Source organism: Methylobacterium sp. SyP6R (assembly GCF_019216885.1).
Lineage (GTDB): Bacteria > Pseudomonadota > Alphaproteobacteria > Rhizobiales > Beijerinckiaceae > Methylobacterium.
This window is the reverse complement of the sequence record NZ_JAAQRC020000001.1, coordinates 2,202,613-2,221,379: the sequence shown is the minus strand read 5'-3', so window position 1 is coordinate 2,221,379 and position 18,767 is coordinate 2,202,613. Positions and strand designations below refer to the sequence as shown.

The window sequence follows — 18,767 nt, the reverse complement described above, 5'->3', positions numbered from 1 at the left end:
GGCCGCGAGTTCGGGTTTTTTGTGGCTGCGGCCGGAACCGGCTGCAACCTTTTTCGGAATTACGCGTTGCTGCTCTTCGTCTCACGCATGAGGCTGACGAAGCGGTCGAACAGGTAGTGGCTGTCCTGCGGGCCCGGCGAGGCCTCCGGGTGGTGCTGCACCGAGAAGGCCGGACGGTCGGTGAGCGACAGGCCGCAATTCGAGCCGTCGAACAGCGAGACGTGGGTCTCGACGGCGTTGTCCGGCAGGCTCGACGGATCGACCGCGAAGCCGTGGTTCATCGAGACGATCTCGACCTTGCCGGTGGTGTGGTCCTTCACCGGATGGTTGGCGCCGTGATGGCCCTGGCTCATCTTCACCGTGCGGCCGCCGAGCGCCAGGCCCATCAGCTGGTGGCCGAGGCAGATGCCGAAGGTCGGGACCTTCTTGTCGAGGAGGGCGCGGATCACCGGCACGGCGTATTCGCCGGTCGCCGCCGGATCGCCCGGGCCGTTCGACAGGAACACGCCGTCGGGCTTGAGCGCCAGCACCTCCTCGGCGCTCGCGGTGGCCGGCACCACGGTGACGTCGCAGCCCGCCTTGGCGAGCAGGCGCAGGATGTTGCGCTTCACGCCGTAATCGATCGCCACGACCTTGAGTCCCTCGCCCGCCGCCCGGCTGCCGTAGCCGGCCGGGTGCTGCCAGGAGGTCTCACCCCAGGTCGTCGAGGCCTTGCTCGTCACCGGCGGCACGAGGTCGAGGCCTTCCATCGGCGGGAGCGTGGCGGCCTTGGCGATCAGGGCCTCGCGGTCGAAGCGGCCTTCCGGGTCGTTCGCCAGGATCGCGTTCGGCATGCCGCGGTCGCGGATGAGGGCGGTGAGCGCGCGGGTGTCGACGCCGGTGATGCCGACGATGCCGCGGGCCTTCAGCCAGCCGTCGAGGTGGCGCGAGGAGCGCCAGTTGGACGGGTTCGTCACCGCCGAGGCGATCACCGCGCCGCGCACGCCGGAAGCCGGTGCCGCGTCGAGGCTCTCCAGGTCCTCGTCGTTGGTGCCGACATTGCCGATGTGGGGGAAGGTGAAGGTGACGATCTGCCCGGCATAGGACGGATCGGTCAGGATCTCCTGGTAGCCGGTCATCGCGGTGTTGAAGCAGACCTCACCGGCGGCCTCGCCGGTGGCGCCGATGCCGAAACCCTCCAGAACCGTGCCGTCGGCGAGCACCAGGAGGGCGGTCGCGACGGGCTCGGCCCAGCCTTCGGGTTGCGCGGGGGCGGCCGCGTCGTCTTGCAGCATGATCGTGAACTCGCTTATGTCGCGGCCGGGCATGGCCGACGGGCGCGGCCGGCTGTTTACGAGGCCGGCGGCGGCCCGGTCAATCTGGGGATGCCCCGGTATCCCCTCAAGTGCCTCACCTTTCAAGTGCCTTGCACGACACGACAACACCAGGAGACCGGCATGCTGCGCCAGCGCCTCACCGCCGAGATGAAGGAAGCCATGAAGGGCGGCGACAAGGCGAAGCTCGCCACCGTCCGGCTGATCCAGGCCGCCCTCAAGGACAAGGACATCGAGGCCCGCGGCCTCGGCAAGGAGCCGCTCTCCGAGGAGGAGATCTTGTCCCTGCTCCAGAAGATGATCAAGCAGCGCAACGAATCGGCCACGGTCTACGACCAGGGCGGCCGCCCCGAACTCGCCGAGGGCGAGCGTGCCGAGGCCGCGATCATCGCCCAGTACCTGCCCCAGCAGATGGACGAGGACGAGACCCGCACGGCGATCCAGGCCGCCATCGCGGAGACCGGCGCCGCCTCGCCGAAGGACATGGGCAAGGTCATCGCCGCCCTCAAGGGGAAGTATGCCGGCCGAATGGACTTCGCCAAGGCGAGCGGCCTCGTGAAGGGCATGCTGGCCTGACGCGACCCGGGCCCCCGGCGAGGGGGCCCCATCGCGGTGCCGACGGGACGTCCTGCGGGGACCGTTCCGGATTCTTCCGTGCGGCCGTTTCGCAAGTCCCAGGCAGTCATGTGCCTGTTATCCAGTCGCGCTTCGAGGCTCGGAGCATAGTCGCAGATCAAGCATCCGGCTTTGTCGCGAAAGCCCGCGGTAGTTAGTGCTTCTTTAGGGAAGTTGTCGTCCTCTGCGACCCTATCGGCGTGAAATCCGGGCGGTTTCCGGCATTCAGGGGTCGCGGTGAAGTCGTTGCTGTCCATCCGGGCCCTGGTGCTCGGAATTGCGCTCGCCCTCGGGGCGATCGTCGGTGCGATGACGCTCGACGGGGTGGTGTCGGCCTGGACCGGCCACCGCAACGCCCAGACCGTCGCCGCCGCGGCGAAGCTCGACCAGCGCATCCTCGAGGCGATGCAGGCCTTCCGCTCGGAGCGCGGCGACACCGCCGCCACCTTGAGCCTGTCGGGCGAGCAGGTCGGGGCGATGCGCAAGGTGATCGACGGCCATCGCGGCCGGGTCGATACCGCGATCCGGGCGCTCCTCGCGGCGCCTGCCGACCTCGCCGTTCCGGGCTTCGCCGAGACGCTGAAGGATCTCGGCTCCGCCTACGACGACCAGCTCGCCCTGCGGCGCGTGGCGGATGCGGCCTACGGCCTCGACACGGGCGCCCGGGACAAGGCCCTGGCCCCGCGGGTGCTGAAGACCGGCGACGCGGTGCTGGCCCGGCTCGAGCGGGTCTCCGCCGCCCTCGAACGGCAGATGGCCCGCCTCGATCCCGAGACCCGCGTGCTGACCGGCGCCAAGAACAACGCCTGGGCGACCCGGGCCAATGCCGGCTCGCTCGCCGTCGTGGTCAACACCGTGCTGTCGAGCCAGACGCCTCTGACCCTGGAGCAGGCCGAGGCGGTGCAGACCTTGCGCGGCCGCTACGAGGCGACGTGGAAGCTCGTCGAGGCGGCGACCTCCGACCTGCCGCCCGCGATCGCCACGACGGTCGCGACGGCGCAAGGCGCCTATTTCACGCCTGAAGTGACGGCGGTGATCCAGCGCAACCTGCGCGCCTTCTCGCCCGGCTCCGAGGCCGCCATGAGCCTGCCCGAGTGGCAGAAATTCGTCACCCCGAAGCTCAACACCATCGTGGCGGTGGCCAACGAGGCCCTCGCCGCCGGCGTGGCATCGGCGGATGCCTCGGCCGAGGCGGCACAACGCCGTCTGATCCTGAACGCGGCCCTGTTCGGGGCGGCGCTCCTGCTCGTCGCCTTGAGCTGCGCGGTGGCGCATTTCCGCATCGCCCTGCCGATCCGGCGCATGACGCAGGCGATGCAGGCCCTGGCCGAGGGCGACGCCACCGTGGCGGTGCCGGCGCAAGGGCGCCGCGACGAGATCGGCGCCATGGCCGCCACCGTGCGGGTGTTCCGCGACAACCTGATCCGCACCCGGGCCCTGGAGGAGGAGACCGCGCTCGCCCGCGCCTCGGCCGAGGAGCAGCGCCGCGCCGGCATGCGCCAGATGGCGGACGCCTTCGAGCACGCCGTCGGCGGCATCGTCGGCCAGGTCGCGGCCTCCGCCACCGAGCTCCAGGCCACCGCCGCGGTGATGACCGACGGCGCCACCCGGACCGCCGGGCGCTCCACCGCGGTGGCCGCCGCCGCCGGGCAGACCGCCGAGAATGTCGGCACCGTCGCGGCCGCCGCGGAGGAACTCGGCGCTTCGGTTCACGAGATCGGCCGCCAGGTCTCGGGCTCGGCGGCGCTCGCCCGCACCGCCGTCGACGAGGCCGCCGGCACGGCCGGGCACATGCGCGAGCTGAGCGAGGCCGTGTCGCGCATCGGCGACGTAGTCGGGCTGATCTCGTCGATCGCCAGCCAGACCAACCTCCTGGCGCTGAACGCCACCATCGAGGCCGCCCGCGCCGGGGCCGCCGGACGCGGCTTCGCCGTGGTTGCGGCGGAAGTGAAGGAACTCGCCGGGCAGACGGCACGAGCCACCGAGGAGATCACCGGCCAGATCGGCCGCATCCAGGGCAAGACCGGAGACGCCGTCTCGGCGATCGAGGCGATCACCGGGCGGATCGCCGAGATCAGCCGCGTGTCGGTGGGAATCGCCGCCGCCGTCGAGGAGCAGGGCGCGGCGACCCAGGAGATCGTCCGCAACGTCGCGGAGGCCGCCGACGGCACCAATCAGGTGACGCACACGATCACCGCGGTCGCGGGCGCTGCCGAGGAGACGGGGGCTGCGGCAACGCAGGTGCTCGCGGCCTCCTCCGAGCTGTCGCGGCAATCCGAGCAGCTCTCGGCCGAGGTGAAGCGCTTCCTCGCCACCGTCCGGGCGGCGTGATCCACGTCTCGGTGCGGCCGATCAGATCGGCCCCGATCTCTCAGATCGGCCCCGATCTCTCAGATCGGCCCCGATCTCTCAGATCGGCCGTACCTCGCCGGGGCGCAGTTTCAGCCGCGCGGCGAGGCGGTCCGAGAGGGTGCCGCTCAGCTCCACCGCCGCCTGCGGCGCCACCGCCTGCACGGCGGCAACGGCCGCGAGGGGATCGTTCGCCATGGCGACGTAGACCCGCAGGCCCAAGGCGCTGGCCCCGTCGTCGGCCGCCGAGACGGCGACGGTGAAGGCGGTCTGTTTCGGTTTCTTGGCGGGCATCAGGTTCTATCGCACGTGGCAGCCCGCCTGTCCTCGGTCGAGCTGCCATCGTGGGTACGCCTTTCGCCGCGGCAGAGCCTCGCCGATCCCCGAGATGCCCGCCTCGCTGAACCGTGATTTGCGCAGAGTGTCGTTCGCCCCGATCTCCGCAGCAGGTATCCCTGCCCTCACGGGGACAGGTCTCAAGGGGACGGGTCCATGCTCATCAAGGTCAAGCGCGGCTGGGAGATGCCCGAGCGCCTCGCCACGCCCGAATCGGTCTTCCTCGACCGCCGGGCGCTCCTCGGCGGCACCCTCGGGCTGGCCGCGGCCTCCCTCGCCGGCGGGCCGGCTCTCGCCGCGGTGCCGGGGGCGGGGACCGGGGCGGTGAAGACCGCCGACCTCTATCCGGCCAGGCAGAACCCGGCCTACACCCTCGACCGCCCGTTGACCGCCGAGCGCTACAGCGCCGACTACAACAATTTCTACGAGTACGGCACCAACAAGACCGTCACACCGGGCTCCGACGCCCTGAAGGTCCAGCCCTGGACGATCAAGATCGACGGGCTCGTCGAGAAGCCGTTCGAGATCGGCTTCGAGGATCTGGTGCGCAAGATGGCGCTGGAGGAGCGGCTGTATCGCCACCGCTGCGTCGAGGCGTGGTCGATGGCGGTGCCGTGGACCGGCTTCCCGCTCTCGGCCCTGGTGGCGCTCGCCAAGCCGAAGGGCGACGCCAAGTACATCCAGATGCAGACCTTCATTGACAAGGCGATGGCGCCGGGCCAGCGGGCGTTCTTCTATCCCTGGCCCTACACGGAAGGCCTGACGATGGCCGAGGCGAACAACGAGCTCGCCTTCATGGTGACCGGGGTCTACGGCAAGCCGCTGCTCAACCAGTTCGGCGCGCCGCTGCGGCTGGCCGTACCGTGGAAATACGGCTTCAAATCGGTGAAGTCGATCAACCGCATCACCTTCACGGCGGAGCGGCCCAAGACCTTCTGGGAGGGCTTGCAGGCCTCGGAATACGGCTTCTGGGCCAACGTGAACCCGGCGGTGCCGCATCCGCGCTGGAGCCAGGCGAGCGAGCGGGTGCTGGGCACCGACGAGCGGGTGCCGACGCTGATCTACAACGGCTACGGCGCGCAGGTGGCGGATCTGTACAAGGGGCTCGAGAAGGAACGCCTGTTCGCGTGAGGAGCGAGGGCCGCGTCGCCTGAAACCCTCCCCCCTTTGCGGGGGAGGGTGCCCCGCGGATGCGGGGCGGGAGAGGGGGCGCCGCTTCCGGACAAGACTGAACCGCTGTGAAGGGCGCCCTCTGGAGCACCGTCGCGCTGCCCCTCTCCCGGCCCCTGCTGACGCAGGGGCCGCCGTCCCCCATCCCAAGTCGGGCAAGCCGACTTGGGCATTTGGATGCGGAACTCGGGCTTGCCCGAGTTCAGTGGGGGGGTTCGGCGTGGTGACCGTTGTTACGCCGTCCCGTCACCCTGCAGATAACCGGACTTGCGGCTGTCGGGCATCTGCAGCGAGACCAGGAACGCGATGGCGCACATCGCCGTCACGTACCAGAAGAAGGTGGTCTCGTAGCCGTATTCCTTGAACTTCAGCGCCACGAACTCGGCCGAGCCGCCGAAGATCGCGTTGGCGATGGCGTAGGACAGGCCGACGCCGAGCGCGCGCACCTCGGCCGGGAACATCTCGGCTTTCACCAGGCCGCTGATCGAGGTGTAGAACGAGACGCATAGGAGCGCCGCGGTGATCAGGGCGAAGGCCGCGACCGGGCTCTGCGCGTCGCCGATCGCGTGCATCAGCGGCACGGTCAGCAGGGTGGTGAGCCCGCCGAACAGCAGCATCGAGGTCTTGCGGCCGAACTTGTCGGCGAACATGCCGAAGAACGGCTGCGCCACCATGTAGGTGAACAGCACCGCCGTCATCACCAGGTTGGCGGTCTTCTTGTCCATGTGCGCGGTGTTCACCAGGTACTTCTGCATGTACGTGGTGAAGGTGTAAAAGATCAGCGAGCCGCCGGCGGTGTAGCCGAGCACGGTGAGGAAGGCGCGGCGATGGTTGCGCCAGATCGACGCCATGCTGCCGGCCTCCCGAGAGGTGCGGGTCTCGACGGTCGAGGTCTCGTGCAGGGAGCGCCGCAGGTAGAGGGCGACCACGGCGGCGGCGGCACCGATGAAGAACGGGATGCGCCAGCCCCAGGCGGTCATCGCCTTGTCGTCGAGGGTGAGGGTCACCAGCACGACGACGAGCGAGGCCAGCAGCTGCCCGCCGATCAGCGTGACGTATTGGAACGAGCCGTAGAAGCCGCGCTTCCCCTTCAGCGCCACCTCGCTCATGTAGGTCGCCGAGGTCCCGTACTCGCCGCCGACCGAGAGCCCTTGCGCCATGCGGGCGAAGAGCAGCAGGATCGGCGCGAAGACCCCGATCTGGGCGTAGGTCGGCAGGATCGCGATGACGAGCGATCCGGCGCACATCATCATCACGGAGATCAGCATCGAGGTCTTGCGGCCGTAGCGGTCGGCGACGCGGCCGAACAGCCATCCGCCGATCGGCCGCATCAGGAAGCCGATCGCGAACACCGCCGCGGTGTTGATGAGCTGCACCGTCGGGTCGGCGCCGGGGAAGAACACGTCCTTGAAGTAGATCGCCGTGAAGGCATAGGCGTAGAAATCGTACCACTCGACGAGGTTGCCCGACGAGGAGCCGATGATGGCCTTGATGCGGGCCTTGTTGTCGTAGGCCGCGATGGTGGGATTCGGTGAGGCGAGGCTGTCGGCCCCGGGTCGGCTCTGGACGGTGGTGGTCATCGCGGCGTCTGTCTCCTCCCGGGGGTCGGCGATGGTGGCAGGCCGCATGGGCCTCGCGCCGTGTCCGCACTAGGAGAATGCCGGGCCGGGGTACAGCCCCGCACCGCACCATTCCCGCATTTTCCTCGATCCGGCGCCGAATGTCCCAAGGAGAGAGGCCTGACGCAAGGTCCCGAATCGCAAAATTCCACATCCGAAACGGCGTCCGGATCCTCGACGGAAACCGGCAAGACCAGGACGGACATCATGCGGCAATGCGGCAATCCTGCGAAGACTTGTCAGGGACTCGCCGGGCAGGCCTCCCGGGGCTTCGCGCCGCCGGTGCCGGTCTCGCCGGCGACGCGTTCGGCCTGGGCCGCCACGGCAGCGTCGAGGTGCGGATTCAGGCGCTCGCGCGGGGCCGAGATCTCGTCGCCGACCTGCACCCAGCGGGCGCCGGTCCATTCCTGCAGGGTGAGCGGGCGCCGGCCGCTATGATCGGCGCAGGTGAGGCGGATGCGGCGGGCGAAGCCGACGAGGCCGAGCTCCTTCCAGCGCACCGGATCGAGGTTGATCGCCTCGAGCCCGCGGCGCATCTCGGGCCCGTCGATCGCCCGCTTGCCGGCGAGGCGCTGGCCGTTGCGGATGCCCTCGGCCAGGATCACCCCGGCATAGACGCCGCGGTTGTAGAGCGGGCCGGGGCTGTCCTCCTTGGGCGTGCGCGACAGCCCGGCATCGATGACCAGGAGGTCGATCTGGTCGAAGGCCGGGAAGCTGTCGCCCGGCGCGTGCCAGGTCACGGTGCGCAGGCCCTTGGCGGTGAGATCCCGGGCGCCGGCGGCCGGCCGCAGCAGGTCGTCCTCGCCGGTCCAGCCGACCACGACGACCCGGTTGAGGGGCAGGCCCGCGGCGGCGGCGTCGCGCAGCGGCGTGCCGGAGAGGCCGGCGGTGGCATCGAGGATCACGGCGTCGGGATCCGCCGCCCGCACGGCGCGCCACGGCGCCGTATTCTCGTCGAGCGAGGCACCGTCCGGCAGGGCATAGGCGCGGAAGGCGAGGCCGGCCTCGGATGCCAGCGCCCGCAGCACCGGCTCCGGCTCGCGCCCGGCCGGGCTGTCGCGGTGGACATAGGCGAGGCTGCGCCCTTGCGGGCTGTCCTCGCTGCCGCCTTGCCCGACGAAGGCCAGCGCCACGCTCAAGGCATCCCACACCGTCGCCGGCGGCGCGAAGGCCCAGGGCAGCACGTCGCCCCGCGCCATCGCGGCCGGGCCGTAGCCGGCGGCGACGAGGGGCATCCGGTCGGCGGAAAGCCGCGGCAGCAGCGCCAGGGCTGCGTCGGCATTGCCGGGAACCAGCGCGATGCTGCCGCGGGCGACCGCCGCCTCGTAGCAGGAAAGCGCCCGCGCCGCCTCGCCCCCGGTCTCGCATTCCTCGACTGCGAGCGGGATTCCGCCGACGCCGCCGTCGCGCCGGCCGAGCATGGTCAGGTAGTCCGACAAGCCGTTCGCCAGCGGCGTGCCGACGGCGGCCATCGGGCCGGTGCGCTCGGTAAGGATGGTCAGCGGCAGGCCGTCGACCGCGGCGGCGGGGCCGGCGAGGAGGCTCAGGAGGACGGCGATGACGGTGGGGCGGGGCGGCATGGCCGTGTCCTGACAGGGCTTTTCGGCGGGGACCATCGAGCGGTGGAGCCTAAGCCCGGGACCGCCCGGGCGATAGGTCAGGATTCGAGCACCCGGGTGGCCGGGAACAGCACCTCGACCAGCGTCCCCTCGCCCTTGCGGCTGGTGATCCGCAAACTGGCCCGGTTCGCCTCGACCAGCGCCTTGGTCAGCGGCAGGCCCAAGCCCGTGCCGCCGCCGCGGCGCTGGGCGGTGGCGATCTGGCGGAAGGGCTGGAGCGCGGTCTCGACCTCCTCCGGGCTCATGCCGATGCCGGTGTCGCGCACCCGGAGCGCCACGCCGCCCCGGTCGGTCGCCGCCGTCGAGACGATCACCTGCCCGCCCGCATCGGTGAACTTGATCGCGTTCGAGATCACGTTGAGGGCGGCCTGGCGCAACGACCGTTGGTCGGCCAGCACCGCCGGCAGGCCGGCGGCGAAGCTCGTGCGCATCACCACCCGCTGGCGCGCGGCCTGGGGCTGCATCAGGGCGACCGAGGCCGCCACGAGGTCGTTGAGGGCGAGCCCCGCAAAGGCGAGGTCGAGGTGGCCGGCCTCGATCTTGGCCAGATCCAGGAGGTCGTTGACCAGGCTGACCACGTGCTCGCCGGAGGTCCGGATGTCGCGCAGGTAGTCGCGGTAGCGCTCGCTGCCGACGGGACCGAACTGCTCCTCCAGCATCACCTCGGCAAAGCCGATGATGGCGTTGAGCGGCGTGCGGACCTCGTGGCTGATCGTGGCCAGGAAATCCGACTTCTGGGCGCTCGCCCGCTCGGCCTCGCGGCGGGCCCGCACCAGTTCGGCCTCGGTGCGCCGTGACGCCGAGACGTCGCGCAACACCGCGGCGACGCGGCGCGGCGGCCCGCTCGCCACCGGCGCCAGGGTGAGGATCAGGGGCAGCGGGCCGTCCGGCCCCCGCGCCATGACCTCGTCGCCGGTCGTCGCGGTGGCCCCGGCGCTCGCCCGCAGCAGGGCGGCCTGGGCCGCTGGGCGGCTCTCGGGCGAGAACAGCCCGATCAGGGGCTCGCCCGCAACCTCGCGGGGTTCCACGCCGAGCAGGCCTTGCGCGCCGCGGTTCATGCTGACGATGCGGCCCTCCTCGTCGAGCACCACCACCCCGTCGGTGACCGCGTCGAGGATCGCCGTGGTCTCGCGCAGGTTGGCGTCGCGGTGGGCGAGATGGACCTCGGCCGCCGCCAGCGACTGGACCGGATCGGCATCGGGCAGGCGCCGGATCGTCAGCAGGCTCGCGGGCGCACCGTCCCATTCGATCACCCCGACGGTGACGCCGACCGGCACGCTGCCGCCGGTCCGGGTCGCCAGTGCGATCGGGGCGCTCTCGCCGGGCCCGGAAGAGGCGGACGGGTCGCGGCCGCGGAAGATCACCCCCGACCCGCCGGCCGCCGCCAGGGCCTCGGGGCTGTCGTAGCCCGACAGGGCCAGGAGATGGCGGTTGGCGAGCAGCACCTCGTCGCCGCGATGGACCAGGAGCCCGACCGGCAGCCGCTCGACGAGGCGGGCGAGCGCCGCCTCGGCGCCGGGCTCGGGGAGGCGAGCGAGCGCCTGCGCCCCGCGAAACGGCGTCACCGCATTCCGGATCGGCGCCCCGTGCGGCGCCGGAGCCGCGGGCGGCGCGGCCTCGGCGCTCTCCGGATCCCCGGCGAAGCGGGCGCCCAGCGCCCGGGCGATCTCCCGGAACGCCGCGTGCTCGTTGAGGGAGAGGGAGGGGTTGCGCGGCCGCTCCTCCGCCGGGGACTCGGCGGGCGGTGACGGATCGTCCGCCGGGGGCTCAGAGGGATCGGGCTCGGCGGCAAGGGGCTCGGCGGCAAGGGGCTCGGCGGCAAGGGAGCCGGCGGCAAGGGAGCCGGCGGCATGTGCCGGTGGGGACGGAGGGGCAGCCTGGGACGCGTCCCGGTGCGGTGACTCTCCGGAGTGTTCCCCTCCCGAAGACGACTCGTCCGGGTGCGAGTCTCCCAGGTTAACCTCTCGCAGGTGCGCCTCTTGCAGGTGCGCCTCTCGGGACCCCGCTCCCTCGGGCTGCGCCTGCACCGGGGGCGACATCGCTTTCGCGGCGGATGCCTCTGCCGGCGGAGGGGGCGTCCGCGTCCCGAATCCCCAGCTCATCCCGAGATGCGCGAAGGGGGCCGCCATCAGGCCGGCGAATTCCGCCATGGTCGCCCCGGCGAGGGACGCGAAGTCGGGCGCATCCGGATCGGGCTCCGGCATGCGCGGCGGGGAGGCGGGCACCGTGTCGGGGCGGGGCGCGGAATCCGGGGCGGGATGATGCCATGCAGCGGGATCCGCGGCGGGCTGGCGCCCGACGGCGATCACCGCGGCGGCGCGCTCGCGTAAGGAAGGGCGGGGCGGCTTCGGCTCGGCCGTCTCGGGCCGGTCGGCCGCCGGGACGACCCGCTCCGGATGGATGACCCCGAAGCCGCTGAAGCCCGCGAAGGCGCGGCCGGCCCCGAGGCGGGGGGCGCCCGAGAGGTCGACCGCCACGGCCTCGCGGGTGCCCGCGATGCGCCAGCGCAAAGGCACGGCCCGGAAGGTGTGGCGCTGCGCCAGGGCCTCGGCCAAGGACGAGCCCAAGGACGAGCCCATGTCGGGCTCCGCTTCGACCGGGCCGGCGAGCAGCTCGTCCCAGCTCCGCCCGACCGGGGAGGCGCCGACGGTCTCGGACAACCCGCCGGTCACCTCGACGAGACAGCCGCGGGCGTCGCTGCGCCACAGGAAGCGCAGGCCGGGCCCGGGAGTCGGACGGGGAGCCGGCTCCGTCGCGGCGGGGACCGGCGCGGGGGCGGGTTCGGGGCCCGGCTCCGCCGCTGCGGCGGGCAGGGCCGCCGTGGAACCGGCGACGGCCGGCGCGCGGCGAGGGCGACGGACGGGCAGGGGATCGAGGATCGCGACGGCGAGGCCGGGCTCGCCGTCCGGCAGGGCGGCGGGCAGGCAGGCGCAGAGCAGCGGCGGGGCGAGGCGCCCGGCGAGGCGCAGGCGCTCCAATCGCGGCTGCGCCGTCCCGACGGGCAGGCTCAGGGAGCCCCGCAGCTGCGCCGGAAGACCGAGGGACGAATCGATCCGCCCGTCCGCATCCGCGAGCGTCTCGCACAACGGCGCGGCGGCCGGGGAGGCGTGGAGCAGCCGCGTCGCCGTCCGGTCGAGGAGCAGGAACGCGCGATCGTCACCGGCGATCCGCTGCCCGAAGGTCGGAACGGCCCGCAGGGCCTCGATCGTCGTCTCGAAGAGCACGTCCCGACCCACTGCTTCTCCCCGCGCACCACCGCCGCACCCGGTTCTTGCCCGGTTCTTGTCCGAACACGACCCACCCGGCCTGCTTTAAACCAACTGGCACCTTCCCGCACCGGCACGAAATGCGCAGTCGCTGCGTTATCCTGCCGTCAACCTTAATGCCTGCCGGAAAAGGTGGCATTCCGCTCGGACCATGCTATTGTGCGGTGCACAATAGTGCCCGGCCCCAGCGCACCGCGCCGCGGGACGCGCCCAACATGAGGAGACGAACATGACCCAGACCCCGAACTACGAGATCCCGACCGAGATGCGGGACTTCGCGGAGAAGAGCGTCGAGCAGGCCCGCAAGGCGTTCGATTCGTTCCTCGGCGCGGCGCGCAAGACCGCCGACACGCTCCAGGGCTCGGCCGAGATGGCCCGCACCAATGCCCAGGAAACCTCGACCCGCGGCTTCTCCTTCGCCGAGCAGAACGTGAACGCCGCGTTCGACCTCGCCCAGAAGCTCGTCCGCTCGAAGGACGTCCAGGAGGCGATGCAGCACCAGGCCGAGTTCGTGCGCAGCCAGTTCGCCGCCATGCAGACGCAGGCCCGCGAGTTCGGCGGCCTCGCCCAGAGTGCGATGCAGCAGAGCGCCGAGAACGCCAAGCAGGCGATGCAGCAGGGCGCCGAGCAGGCCCGTACCGCCATGCAGCAGGGTGCCGAGCACGCCCGCCAGGCGATGCAGAAGGGGACTGAAGCCGCCCGCAGCGCCACCGACCAGGCCACCAACGCCGCCAAGGACGCCGCGTCCTAAGACGCGCGGGCCGGCTTTTCCGCACGGCCTCGGCCGCGCCCTGCGAGGGGCGCGGCCTTTTTCATGCTGGTCGTGCGTCTTTACCCCTCGCCGCCGAACAAGGCCCGGGCCTGCACCGGCGAGGCGACGGCAATCCCGATGCTCCGTGCCAGGGCCGCGAGAGCGGCGACCTGCGCGGCGTTGTCAGGTGCGAGGCTCCCGTCCGGCCGCCACAGGTTGTTCTCGAATCCGACCCGCGCATGACCGCCGACCGCGGCCGCGGCGACGAGGCAGGCCGCTTCCCGCGGGCCGAAGGCGCAGAGCGCCCAGGGCAGGTCGAGATGGTGCTCGGAGTTCCAGGCGGTGAGGAAGGGCAGCAGGTCGGCCGGGTCCGAGCGCTGGCCGACGGCGTAGCGGCCGAGCACGAACAGCACGCTCGTCCGCTCGAGCGGGATCAGCCCTCGCGCCACCAGGCCCTGGAAGCGGGTGACGTCGCCCGCATCGTACAGGATGTGCTGCACCATGACCCCCGCCCGGGCCTGCTCGGCCAGGAAGGCGGCGGCGGCGCCCTCGTCCTCCGGCTCGGCGAAGAGTTCGCGCAATGCCACCGAGAACGCTTCGGGCTTCAGCGCCCGCATCGCCGCCATCTGCTCGGCCGGGCCGTAGAGGCCGACCGCCTCGGTGGTGACCTGACGGATCATCTCCGGCCCCGCCTCGCGGCGCACCGCCGCGAGCGCCGCCCGGTAGCGGTCGAGGTCGAGGGTGTGGCGCTGTTCGGCGTCGCGCACGTGCAGGTGGATCATCGCGGCGCCGGCCTCGCGGCAGCGGGCGGCTTCCAGGCCGATCTCCCGCGGATCGATCGGCAGGGCGGGGTGGTCGGCTTTGGTACGGCGGGCGCCGTTCGGCGCCACGGTGATCACGAGGGGGATGGCCATCTGTCTTCCCGGTTCTTCGCGCTCGTTCCGATTCGGCGACGCCGCATTCTGCACGGCCGGCGCACAAGGTAGTCTGGCACCCGTCACACCGGATGGTCCCGGCGCGAGCGCCGGTGCAGCCCGAGCACCAGGAGGCCGATGCCGAGGACCGTGGCGAGGCCGGACGCCGCCAGGATGCGGCGGATCAGCGGGGTGTAGATCCCGGTCTGCGGGTCGTACCCGTAGCAGAGCAGCACCAGCCGGTCGGCGAGGCCGCCGACCCGGCCCTCGCCGGCCTCGACCAGGGCGAGGCGCAGGTCGCGGGCGGTCATCGCTAGCGGCGAGAGGACCCGGGCGACCCGGCCGTCGCCGGCCAGCACCAGGGCGCCGGCCGGGTGGGCATAAGATTCGGTGTCCCGGTCATAGGCGTAGGCGTAGCCGACGGCGCGCGTCACCGCCTCGACCGGTCCCGGTGCCCCGGTGAGCACGACGGCGCTGGCGAGGAGCGGCCCCTGGCCGAGCTGCTCCGTCACCATGGCGCGGGCGGTGGCGGCCGGCGCGCGCGGGTTGAAGCCGAGCGTCACCAGCTTAAAATCCGTGCCCGGCACGAGGCCGGTGGCGGCGAGCGCCGTGCCGGCAAGGCTGAGCATCGGGTCGCAGACGTTGCGGCAGGCGTAATCGAGGGGCATCAGCAGGGTCGGGCGCCCGGCGAGGGCCTGCCCGAGCGTCAGGCCGCGTCCGTCGGCGGCATCGGTGAAGGCGGCATCGAGCGGCGCCCGCGCGCCGGGGGGCGGCGCCAGCCCGACGCCCGACAGGTCCTTCGGCGTCAGCCCGGCCGCGGCCGGCTGGCCGAGGAGGGCCAGGAGTGCGGCGAGGCCGAAGCGGGCGGCGAGGCCGCGAACTCTCATCGCTTGCATCGATCGCCCGGACCTCGCACCTTCGGGGTGACATAGGGCGGCCGCGTGCCTCGTCGGCGCGACGGATTCATCGCCCCGGCGGACACGACGCCGCAGTGGAGCGACGGAGGCGGAATGGACGGGATTCGCGACGCAGACGCCCTGCGCGACCATATGGGCCCGGTCAGCCGCCTGGCCGAGGGCAAGGTCCAGGTTCGCCTCGACCGGCATGCCCGGGCGTTCATCGCGCTCTCGCCGTTCCTGGTGGCCGCCACCGCCGACGCGGAGGGCCGGGCCGATGCGAGCCCGCGCGGCGACGCGCCGGGCTTCGTTCAGGTGATCGACGACGTCACCCTGCTGATCCCGGATCGGCGCGGCAACAACCGCGCCGACAGCTTCGGCAACCTGCTGGCCGCGCCGGGCATCGGCCTGATCTTCCTCGTGCCCGGAATCACCGAAACTCTGCGGGTCAACGGCACCGCCCGCCTCACCACGGATCCCGCCCTGCTCACGCCGCTCGCCGCCCAGGGCAAGGTTCCGACCACCGGGCTGGTCGTCGCGGTGCGGGAGGTGTTCTTCCATTGCGGCAAGGCGGTGATGCGGGCGCGGCTGTGGGACCCCGCGGCACAGGTGCCGCGCGAGGGCTTCCCGAGCCTCGGCCGCGTGCTCGCCGAGCAGACCGGGGCGATCGGCGTCTCCGAGGCCGAGCGGCTGATGGACGAGTCGTATCGGACGCGGCTGTATTGAGGGCCTGGCCAGTCACCTCGACACATCGTCCTGCTGCCGAATCCTGATTTCGAAGCCCGTTTCGAGTCAGATTTTCCCATTGAATAATGAGGCGGGAACGGCGAATCCCATTCTCACGCCTCATCCTGAGGTGTTGGTCGATCGGAGATCGACTGACCTCGAAGGAGGGCTCCAGAAACCTCCGTGATTCCTGGAGCCCTCCTTCGAGGCTCGCTTCGCTCGCACCTCAGGATGAGGTGATACGAAATCCGGACGATCACTTACGGATTTCGTATCGTCAGTCCGCGCGGTGAAGCCGTAGGCTTCACACGCCTGAGCGAAGCCGCTTTCCGCATCGCGAAGCGATCAATCGCAAAGCGTATGAGGGTGGGATACGCCATCCGTCGCACGTCCCGTGCGCCCCGCCCCACTCACGTCCCCGAAGGCCCGAGCGCCCGGGGGGCCGGGCTGACGATCGTCGTGCCGCCGGAGCGGATCTCGAACACCGCGAGCGTCCGGTCGCTGGTGCCTTCCGGGCGGAACCGGAACGTGCCGTCGATTCCGGCGAAGCCCGAGGGGTTGGTGAGGGTCGTGTCGGCGAAGCGCTGCGACCCGTATTGCCGGTTCAGCGCCGCGGCGAGGGACACGGCGTCGTAGGCGAGCGTCGCGACCCGCACCGGATCGGAGCCGAACCGGGCCCGGTAGCGCTGGCTGAAGCCGGAAAAACCCGCCGGATCGCTGGCGGCGAACCAGCCGCCCTGAAAGGCCGGCAGCGCGAAGACCCTCGGGTCGTTCCACACCGCGGTGCCGACCGGCTTGACCCGGGTCGGGTTGAAGCCGGCGCGGGTGAGCGCCGGGCCGGCGACGCCCAGGCCCTCCGGCGTATCGGGCAGGAACAGCGCGTCGGCCTGCGGCGCCGGTCCCGCGATCAGCGGGGCGAGGCGCCCGATCGAGGCGGCGGGGTTGCCGGCGGGGTAGCGTTCGATCGCCACCACGCGGCCGCCGCGGCGGGCCACCGCCTCGCGGAACTGCGCCTCGACGACGTGGCCGTAGGTCGAATCCGGGATCAGGGCCGCGAAGGAGCGCCGTCCTGCCGCCGTGGTCTCGTCGACGATGCGGTCGACCTCGGTCTGGGGCAGGAAGCTCAGCAGGTAGACGCCGCGTGCCGCCACGCTGGCATCGGTCGAGAAGGCGATCACCGGCTTGCCGCTGGGCCTCACCGTGGCGGCGGCCGATTGCACCGTGGCGGCGAAGAGCGGGCCGATGACGAGGTCCGCCCCTTCCGCGAGCGCCGCGGCCGCGGCCTCCCGGGCGCCCTCCGGCGTGCTGCGGTCGTCCTTCACCAGGATCTTCAGGTCGGGGCTCTGCGATTCCTGCAGCGCCATGTCGGCGGCGTTGCGCAAGCTCGCGCCGACCGCCGCGCCGGGCCCGGAGAGCGGCAGGATCAGCGCGACCTTGACGCTGCCGGCGCCCAGTACCGTCCCGTCGCCGGCCGGGAGCGGCGCCTCGACCGGCGCGGTACGGGTGGCGACGACCGGGCTGTCGACCCCGCCGCAGGCGGCGAGCAACGACAGGCCGGCGAGCACGGCGGCGCTCCGTCCGAAACGCCTCAGAGTCTGAAGGCCGATGCCCCCCATCGCCCGCTCCCCCGGTCCGGTAGCCCGCGCCGCGAATCGGCGACGGCAACCCGGCAGCAACATCCGTGCCCGGTGCATAAAGTCTGCCGGTGAAAAGTAAACGACCGCTCCCGTCCGACGCGCCATGGCGCCGCGTGCCTGGGCCGTGGCACTATGGCGGCGATGACCCAGCGCAGCGACGATTCCCGCCGCCGTTCCCCGGACCGCGCGTCCGGCCGGGGCCCGGCCGTCTACACCGCCTTCGGCCTCGCCGCCGAGGCCGAGCCCCTGTCCCCCGGCCTGCACGTCGTGGCGACGCCGATCGGCAACCTGAAGGACGTGACCTTCCGGGCGCTCTCGACGCTCGCCGCCGCCGACGCGGTGCTGGCCGAGGACACCCGGGTGACCCGCACGCTGCTGGCGCATTACGGCATCACCACGCCGCTCCTCGCCTATCACGAGCATTCGGGGGAGGGCGTGCGCGAGCGGATGATTGCTCGCATGAAGGACGGCGAGGCCCTGGCGCTGGTCTCCGATGCCGGCACGCCGCTTGTCTCGGATCCGGGCTTCAAGCTGGTCCAGGCGGCGATCGAGGCGGGGCTTGCCGTCACCCCGATTCCCGGCCCTTCGGCGGCGATCACCGCGCTCGTCGCCGCGGGCCTGCCGACCGATCGGTTCTTCTTCGAGGGGTTCCTGCCGCAGAAGAGCGGGGCGCGGCGCAACCGACTGGCTCTGCTCGCGGGCATCCCCGGTACGCTGGTGCTGTTCGAGGCGCCCCACCGCCTGCCCGAGATGCTGGCGGACGCGGCGGACGTGCTGGGCGGCACCCGCCCCGCCGCGGTGGCGCGCGAACTGACCAAGCTGTTCGAGACCGTGCGCCGGGGCGACCTCGCGGGGCTCGCCGCCGACTACGCCGCCTCCGGCCCGCCGAAGGGCGAGGTGGTGGTGGTGATCGGCACCGCGCCCGAGGACGCGCCGGGCCCGGAGCACGACGCCGACCTCGATGCCCGGATCGAGGCGGCGCTCGCCCGCCACTCGATCAAGGACGCCGCCAGCCTCGTCGCCGACGAGACCGGCTTGAAGCGGCGCGAGGTCTATGCCCGCGCCCTGGTTCTGGCCCGCCGCGCCGACGATGCCGGCGAAGCCTGACGCCGCCCGCCGCCGCCTCCATCTCGCCCGCGGCCGGCGGGCCGAGTGGCTCGCGGCCTCGGCCCTCCTCCTCAAGGGGTATCGCCCGCTGGCCTGGCGGGTCTCGATCGGCGGCGGCGAGATCGACCTGATCGTGCGCCGCGGCGGCGTCGTCGCCTTCGTGGAGGTCAAGGCGCGGCCGACCCTGGCGGACGCCTCCATCGCGATCGACGCCCGCAAGCGCCGTCTGTTCTCCCGTGCCGTCCGGGCCTGGATCGCCCGGGCGCCGTGGAGCGCCGCCCTCACCTTGAGGGCGGATGCGGTGTTCGTCGCGCCCGGGCGCTGGCCCCGCCATGTCGTCTCGGCCTTCGAACTGGAGATGGACCCCTAATCCGAATTCTGCAATTGCGTTCATCTTGCGTGCAGCGCAGCATGCTTAAGCTCGCGGTCGCGATGGTGTCGGAGGTGAG

The 18,767-nt window shown here is 72.0% G+C and carries 15 protein-coding genes; 7 read left to right on the top strand and 8 right to left on the bottom strand.

Annotated features, from left to right (window positions below):
* Positions 1-59: 59 nt before the first annotated feature.
* The gene (gene carA / locus HBB12_RS10265) at positions 60-1,274 is read right to left on the bottom strand and encodes a glutamine-hydrolyzing carbamoyl-phosphate synthase small subunit (RefSeq protein ID WP_236989251.1); all 1,215 of its coding nucleotides are present in this window, start codon (positions 1,272-1,274) and stop codon (positions 60-62) included.
* A 162-nt stretch (positions 1,275-1,436) separates the two neighbouring features.
* Here carA and HBB12_RS10260 point away from each other — a divergent pair, with 162 nt between their 5' ends.
* Positions 1,437-1,889, top strand: a complete 453-nt coding sequence (locus tag HBB12_RS10260; RefSeq protein WP_236989250.1) for a GatB/YqeY domain-containing protein — start codon at positions 1,437-1,439, stop codon at positions 1,887-1,889.
* A gap of 285 nt (positions 1,890-2,174) precedes the next feature.
* Positions 2,175-4,259, top strand: coding sequence for a methyl-accepting chemotaxis protein (locus HBB12_RS34265; RefSeq protein WP_272913262.1), 2,085 nt, complete (start codon positions 2,175-2,177; stop codon positions 4,257-4,259).
* A 78-nt stretch (positions 4,260-4,337) separates the two neighbouring features.
* On the opposite strand, the gene HBB12_RS10245 is transcribed toward HBB12_RS34265, so the two are convergent.
* Positions 4,338-4,571: a hypothetical protein gene (locus HBB12_RS10245; RefSeq protein ID WP_236989249.1), complete on the bottom strand. Its 234-nt coding sequence runs from the start codon at positions 4,569-4,571 to the stop codon at positions 4,338-4,340.
* A gap of 198 nt (positions 4,572-4,769) precedes the next feature.
* Between HBB12_RS10245 and msrP the strand changes: the two genes are divergently transcribed.
* Positions 4,770-5,744 (top strand): protein-methionine-sulfoxide reductase catalytic subunit MsrP, encoded by a 975-nt coding sequence (gene msrP, locus HBB12_RS10240; RefSeq protein WP_236989248.1) that lies wholly within the window; start codon positions 4,770-4,772, stop codon positions 5,742-5,744.
* 272 nt (positions 5,745-6,016) lie between these two features.
* On the opposite strand, the gene HBB12_RS10235 is transcribed toward msrP, so the two are convergent.
* From HBB12_RS10235 to HBB12_RS10225, 3 genes are all read right to left on the bottom strand, one after another.
* The gene (locus HBB12_RS10235; protein ID WP_236989247.1) at positions 6,017-7,363 is read right to left on the bottom strand and encodes an MFS family transporter; all 1,347 of its coding nucleotides are present in this window, start codon (positions 7,361-7,363) and stop codon (positions 6,017-6,019) included.
* A gap of 278 nt (positions 7,364-7,641) precedes the next feature.
* Positions 7,642-8,982: an ABC transporter substrate-binding protein gene (locus HBB12_RS10230; RefSeq protein WP_236989246.1), complete on the bottom strand. Its 1,341-nt coding sequence runs from the start codon at positions 8,980-8,982 to the stop codon at positions 7,642-7,644.
* Between the two features lie 77 nt (positions 8,983-9,059).
* On the bottom strand, positions 9,060-12,257 hold the full coding sequence (locus HBB12_RS10225) for a PAS domain-containing sensor histidine kinase (protein WP_236989245.1): 3,198 nt from the start codon (positions 12,255-12,257) through the stop codon (positions 9,060-9,062).
* Between the two features lie 259 nt (positions 12,258-12,516).
* Between HBB12_RS10225 and HBB12_RS10220 the strand changes: the two genes are divergently transcribed.
* A complete protein-coding gene (locus HBB12_RS10220; RefSeq protein ID WP_236989244.1) occupies positions 12,517-13,038 on the top strand; it encodes a phasin in 522 nt (173 codons plus the stop codon).
* Between the two features lie 80 nt (positions 13,039-13,118).
* On the opposite strand, the gene HBB12_RS10215 is transcribed toward HBB12_RS10220, so the two are convergent.
* Positions 13,119-13,952 (bottom strand): beta-keto acid cleavage family enzyme, encoded by an 834-nt coding sequence (locus HBB12_RS10215; RefSeq protein WP_236989243.1) that lies wholly within the window; start codon positions 13,950-13,952, stop codon positions 13,119-13,121.
* 83 nt (positions 13,953-14,035) lie between these two features.
* Entirely contained in the window at positions 14,036-14,839 is an 804-nt protein-coding gene (locus tag HBB12_RS10210; protein ID WP_236989242.1) for a thioredoxin domain-containing protein, read from the bottom strand.
* A 123-nt stretch (positions 14,840-14,962) separates the two neighbouring features.
* On the opposite strand from HBB12_RS10210, the gene HBB12_RS10205 reads away from it, so the two are divergent.
* Positions 14,963-15,574 (top strand): pyridoxamine 5'-phosphate oxidase family protein, encoded by a 612-nt coding sequence (locus HBB12_RS10205; protein WP_236989241.1) that lies wholly within the window; start codon positions 14,963-14,965, stop codon positions 15,572-15,574.
* A gap of 410 nt (positions 15,575-15,984) precedes the next feature.
* Here HBB12_RS10205 and HBB12_RS10200 read toward each other — a convergent pair whose 3' ends face one another.
* The gene (locus HBB12_RS10200) at positions 15,985-17,190 is read right to left on the bottom strand and encodes a penicillin-binding protein activator (RefSeq protein ID WP_236989240.1); all 1,206 of its coding nucleotides are present in this window, start codon (positions 17,188-17,190) and stop codon (positions 15,985-15,987) included.
* Positions 17,191-17,352: 162 nt separating this feature from the next.
* Here HBB12_RS10200 and rsmI point away from each other — a divergent pair, with 162 nt between their 5' ends.
* Complete coding sequence (gene rsmI, locus HBB12_RS10195) at positions 17,353-18,318, top strand: 16S rRNA (cytidine(1402)-2'-O)-methyltransferase (protein WP_236989239.1); 966 nt, start codon at positions 17,353-17,355, stop codon at positions 18,316-18,318.
* The gene (locus HBB12_RS10190; RefSeq protein WP_236989238.1) at positions 18,302-18,688 is read left to right on the top strand and encodes a YraN family protein; all 387 of its coding nucleotides are present in this window, start codon (positions 18,302-18,304) and stop codon (positions 18,686-18,688) included. The genes rsmI and HBB12_RS10190 overlap by 17 nt, the downstream gene beginning before the upstream one ends.
* Positions 18,689-18,767 lie beyond the last annotated feature (79 nt).

Bases quoted from the DNA above. Each gene is read 5' to 3' on its own strand.
- carA (WP_236989251.1), bottom strand. From the start codon at position 1,274: ATGCTGCAAGACGACGCGGCCGCCCCCGCGCAACCCGAAGGCTGGGCC.
- HBB12_RS10260 (WP_236989250.1), top strand. From the start codon at position 1,437: ATGCTGCGCCAGCGCCTCACCGCCGAGATGAAGGAAGCCATGAAGGGC.
- HBB12_RS10245 (WP_236989249.1), bottom strand. From the start codon at position 4,571: ATGCCCGCCAAGAAACCGAAACAGACCGCCTTCACCGTCGCCGTCTCG.
- msrP (WP_236989248.1), top strand. From the start codon at position 4,770: ATGCTCATCAAGGTCAAGCGCGGCTGGGAGATGCCCGAGCGCCTCGCC.
- HBB12_RS10235 (WP_236989247.1), bottom strand. From the start codon at position 7,363: ATGACCACCACCGTCCAGAGCCGACCCGGGGCCGACAGCCTCGCCTCA.
- HBB12_RS10230 (WP_236989246.1), bottom strand. From the start codon at position 8,982: ATGCCGCCCCGCCCCACCGTCATCGCCGTCCTCCTGAGCCTCCTCGCC.
- HBB12_RS10220 (WP_236989244.1), top strand. From the start codon at position 12,517: ATGACCCAGACCCCGAACTACGAGATCCCGACCGAGATGCGGGACTTC.
- HBB12_RS10215 (WP_236989243.1), bottom strand. From the start codon at position 13,952: ATGGCCATCCCCCTCGTGATCACCGTGGCGCCGAACGGCGCCCGCCGT.
- HBB12_RS10210 (WP_236989242.1), bottom strand. From the start codon at position 14,839: ATGAGAGTTCGCGGCCTCGCCGCCCGCTTCGGCCTCGCCGCACTCCTG.
- HBB12_RS10205 (WP_236989241.1), top strand. From the start codon at position 14,963: ATGGACGGGATTCGCGACGCAGACGCCCTGCGCGACCATATGGGCCCG.
- HBB12_RS10200 (WP_236989240.1), bottom strand. From the start codon at position 17,190: ATGGGGGGCATCGGCCTTCAGACTCTGAGGCGTTTCGGACGGAGCGCC.
- rsmI (WP_236989239.1), top strand. From the start codon at position 17,353: ATGACCCAGCGCAGCGACGATTCCCGCCGCCGTTCCCCGGACCGCGCG.
- HBB12_RS10190 (WP_236989238.1), top strand. From the start codon at position 18,302: ATGCCGGCGAAGCCTGACGCCGCCCGCCGCCGCCTCCATCTCGCCCGC.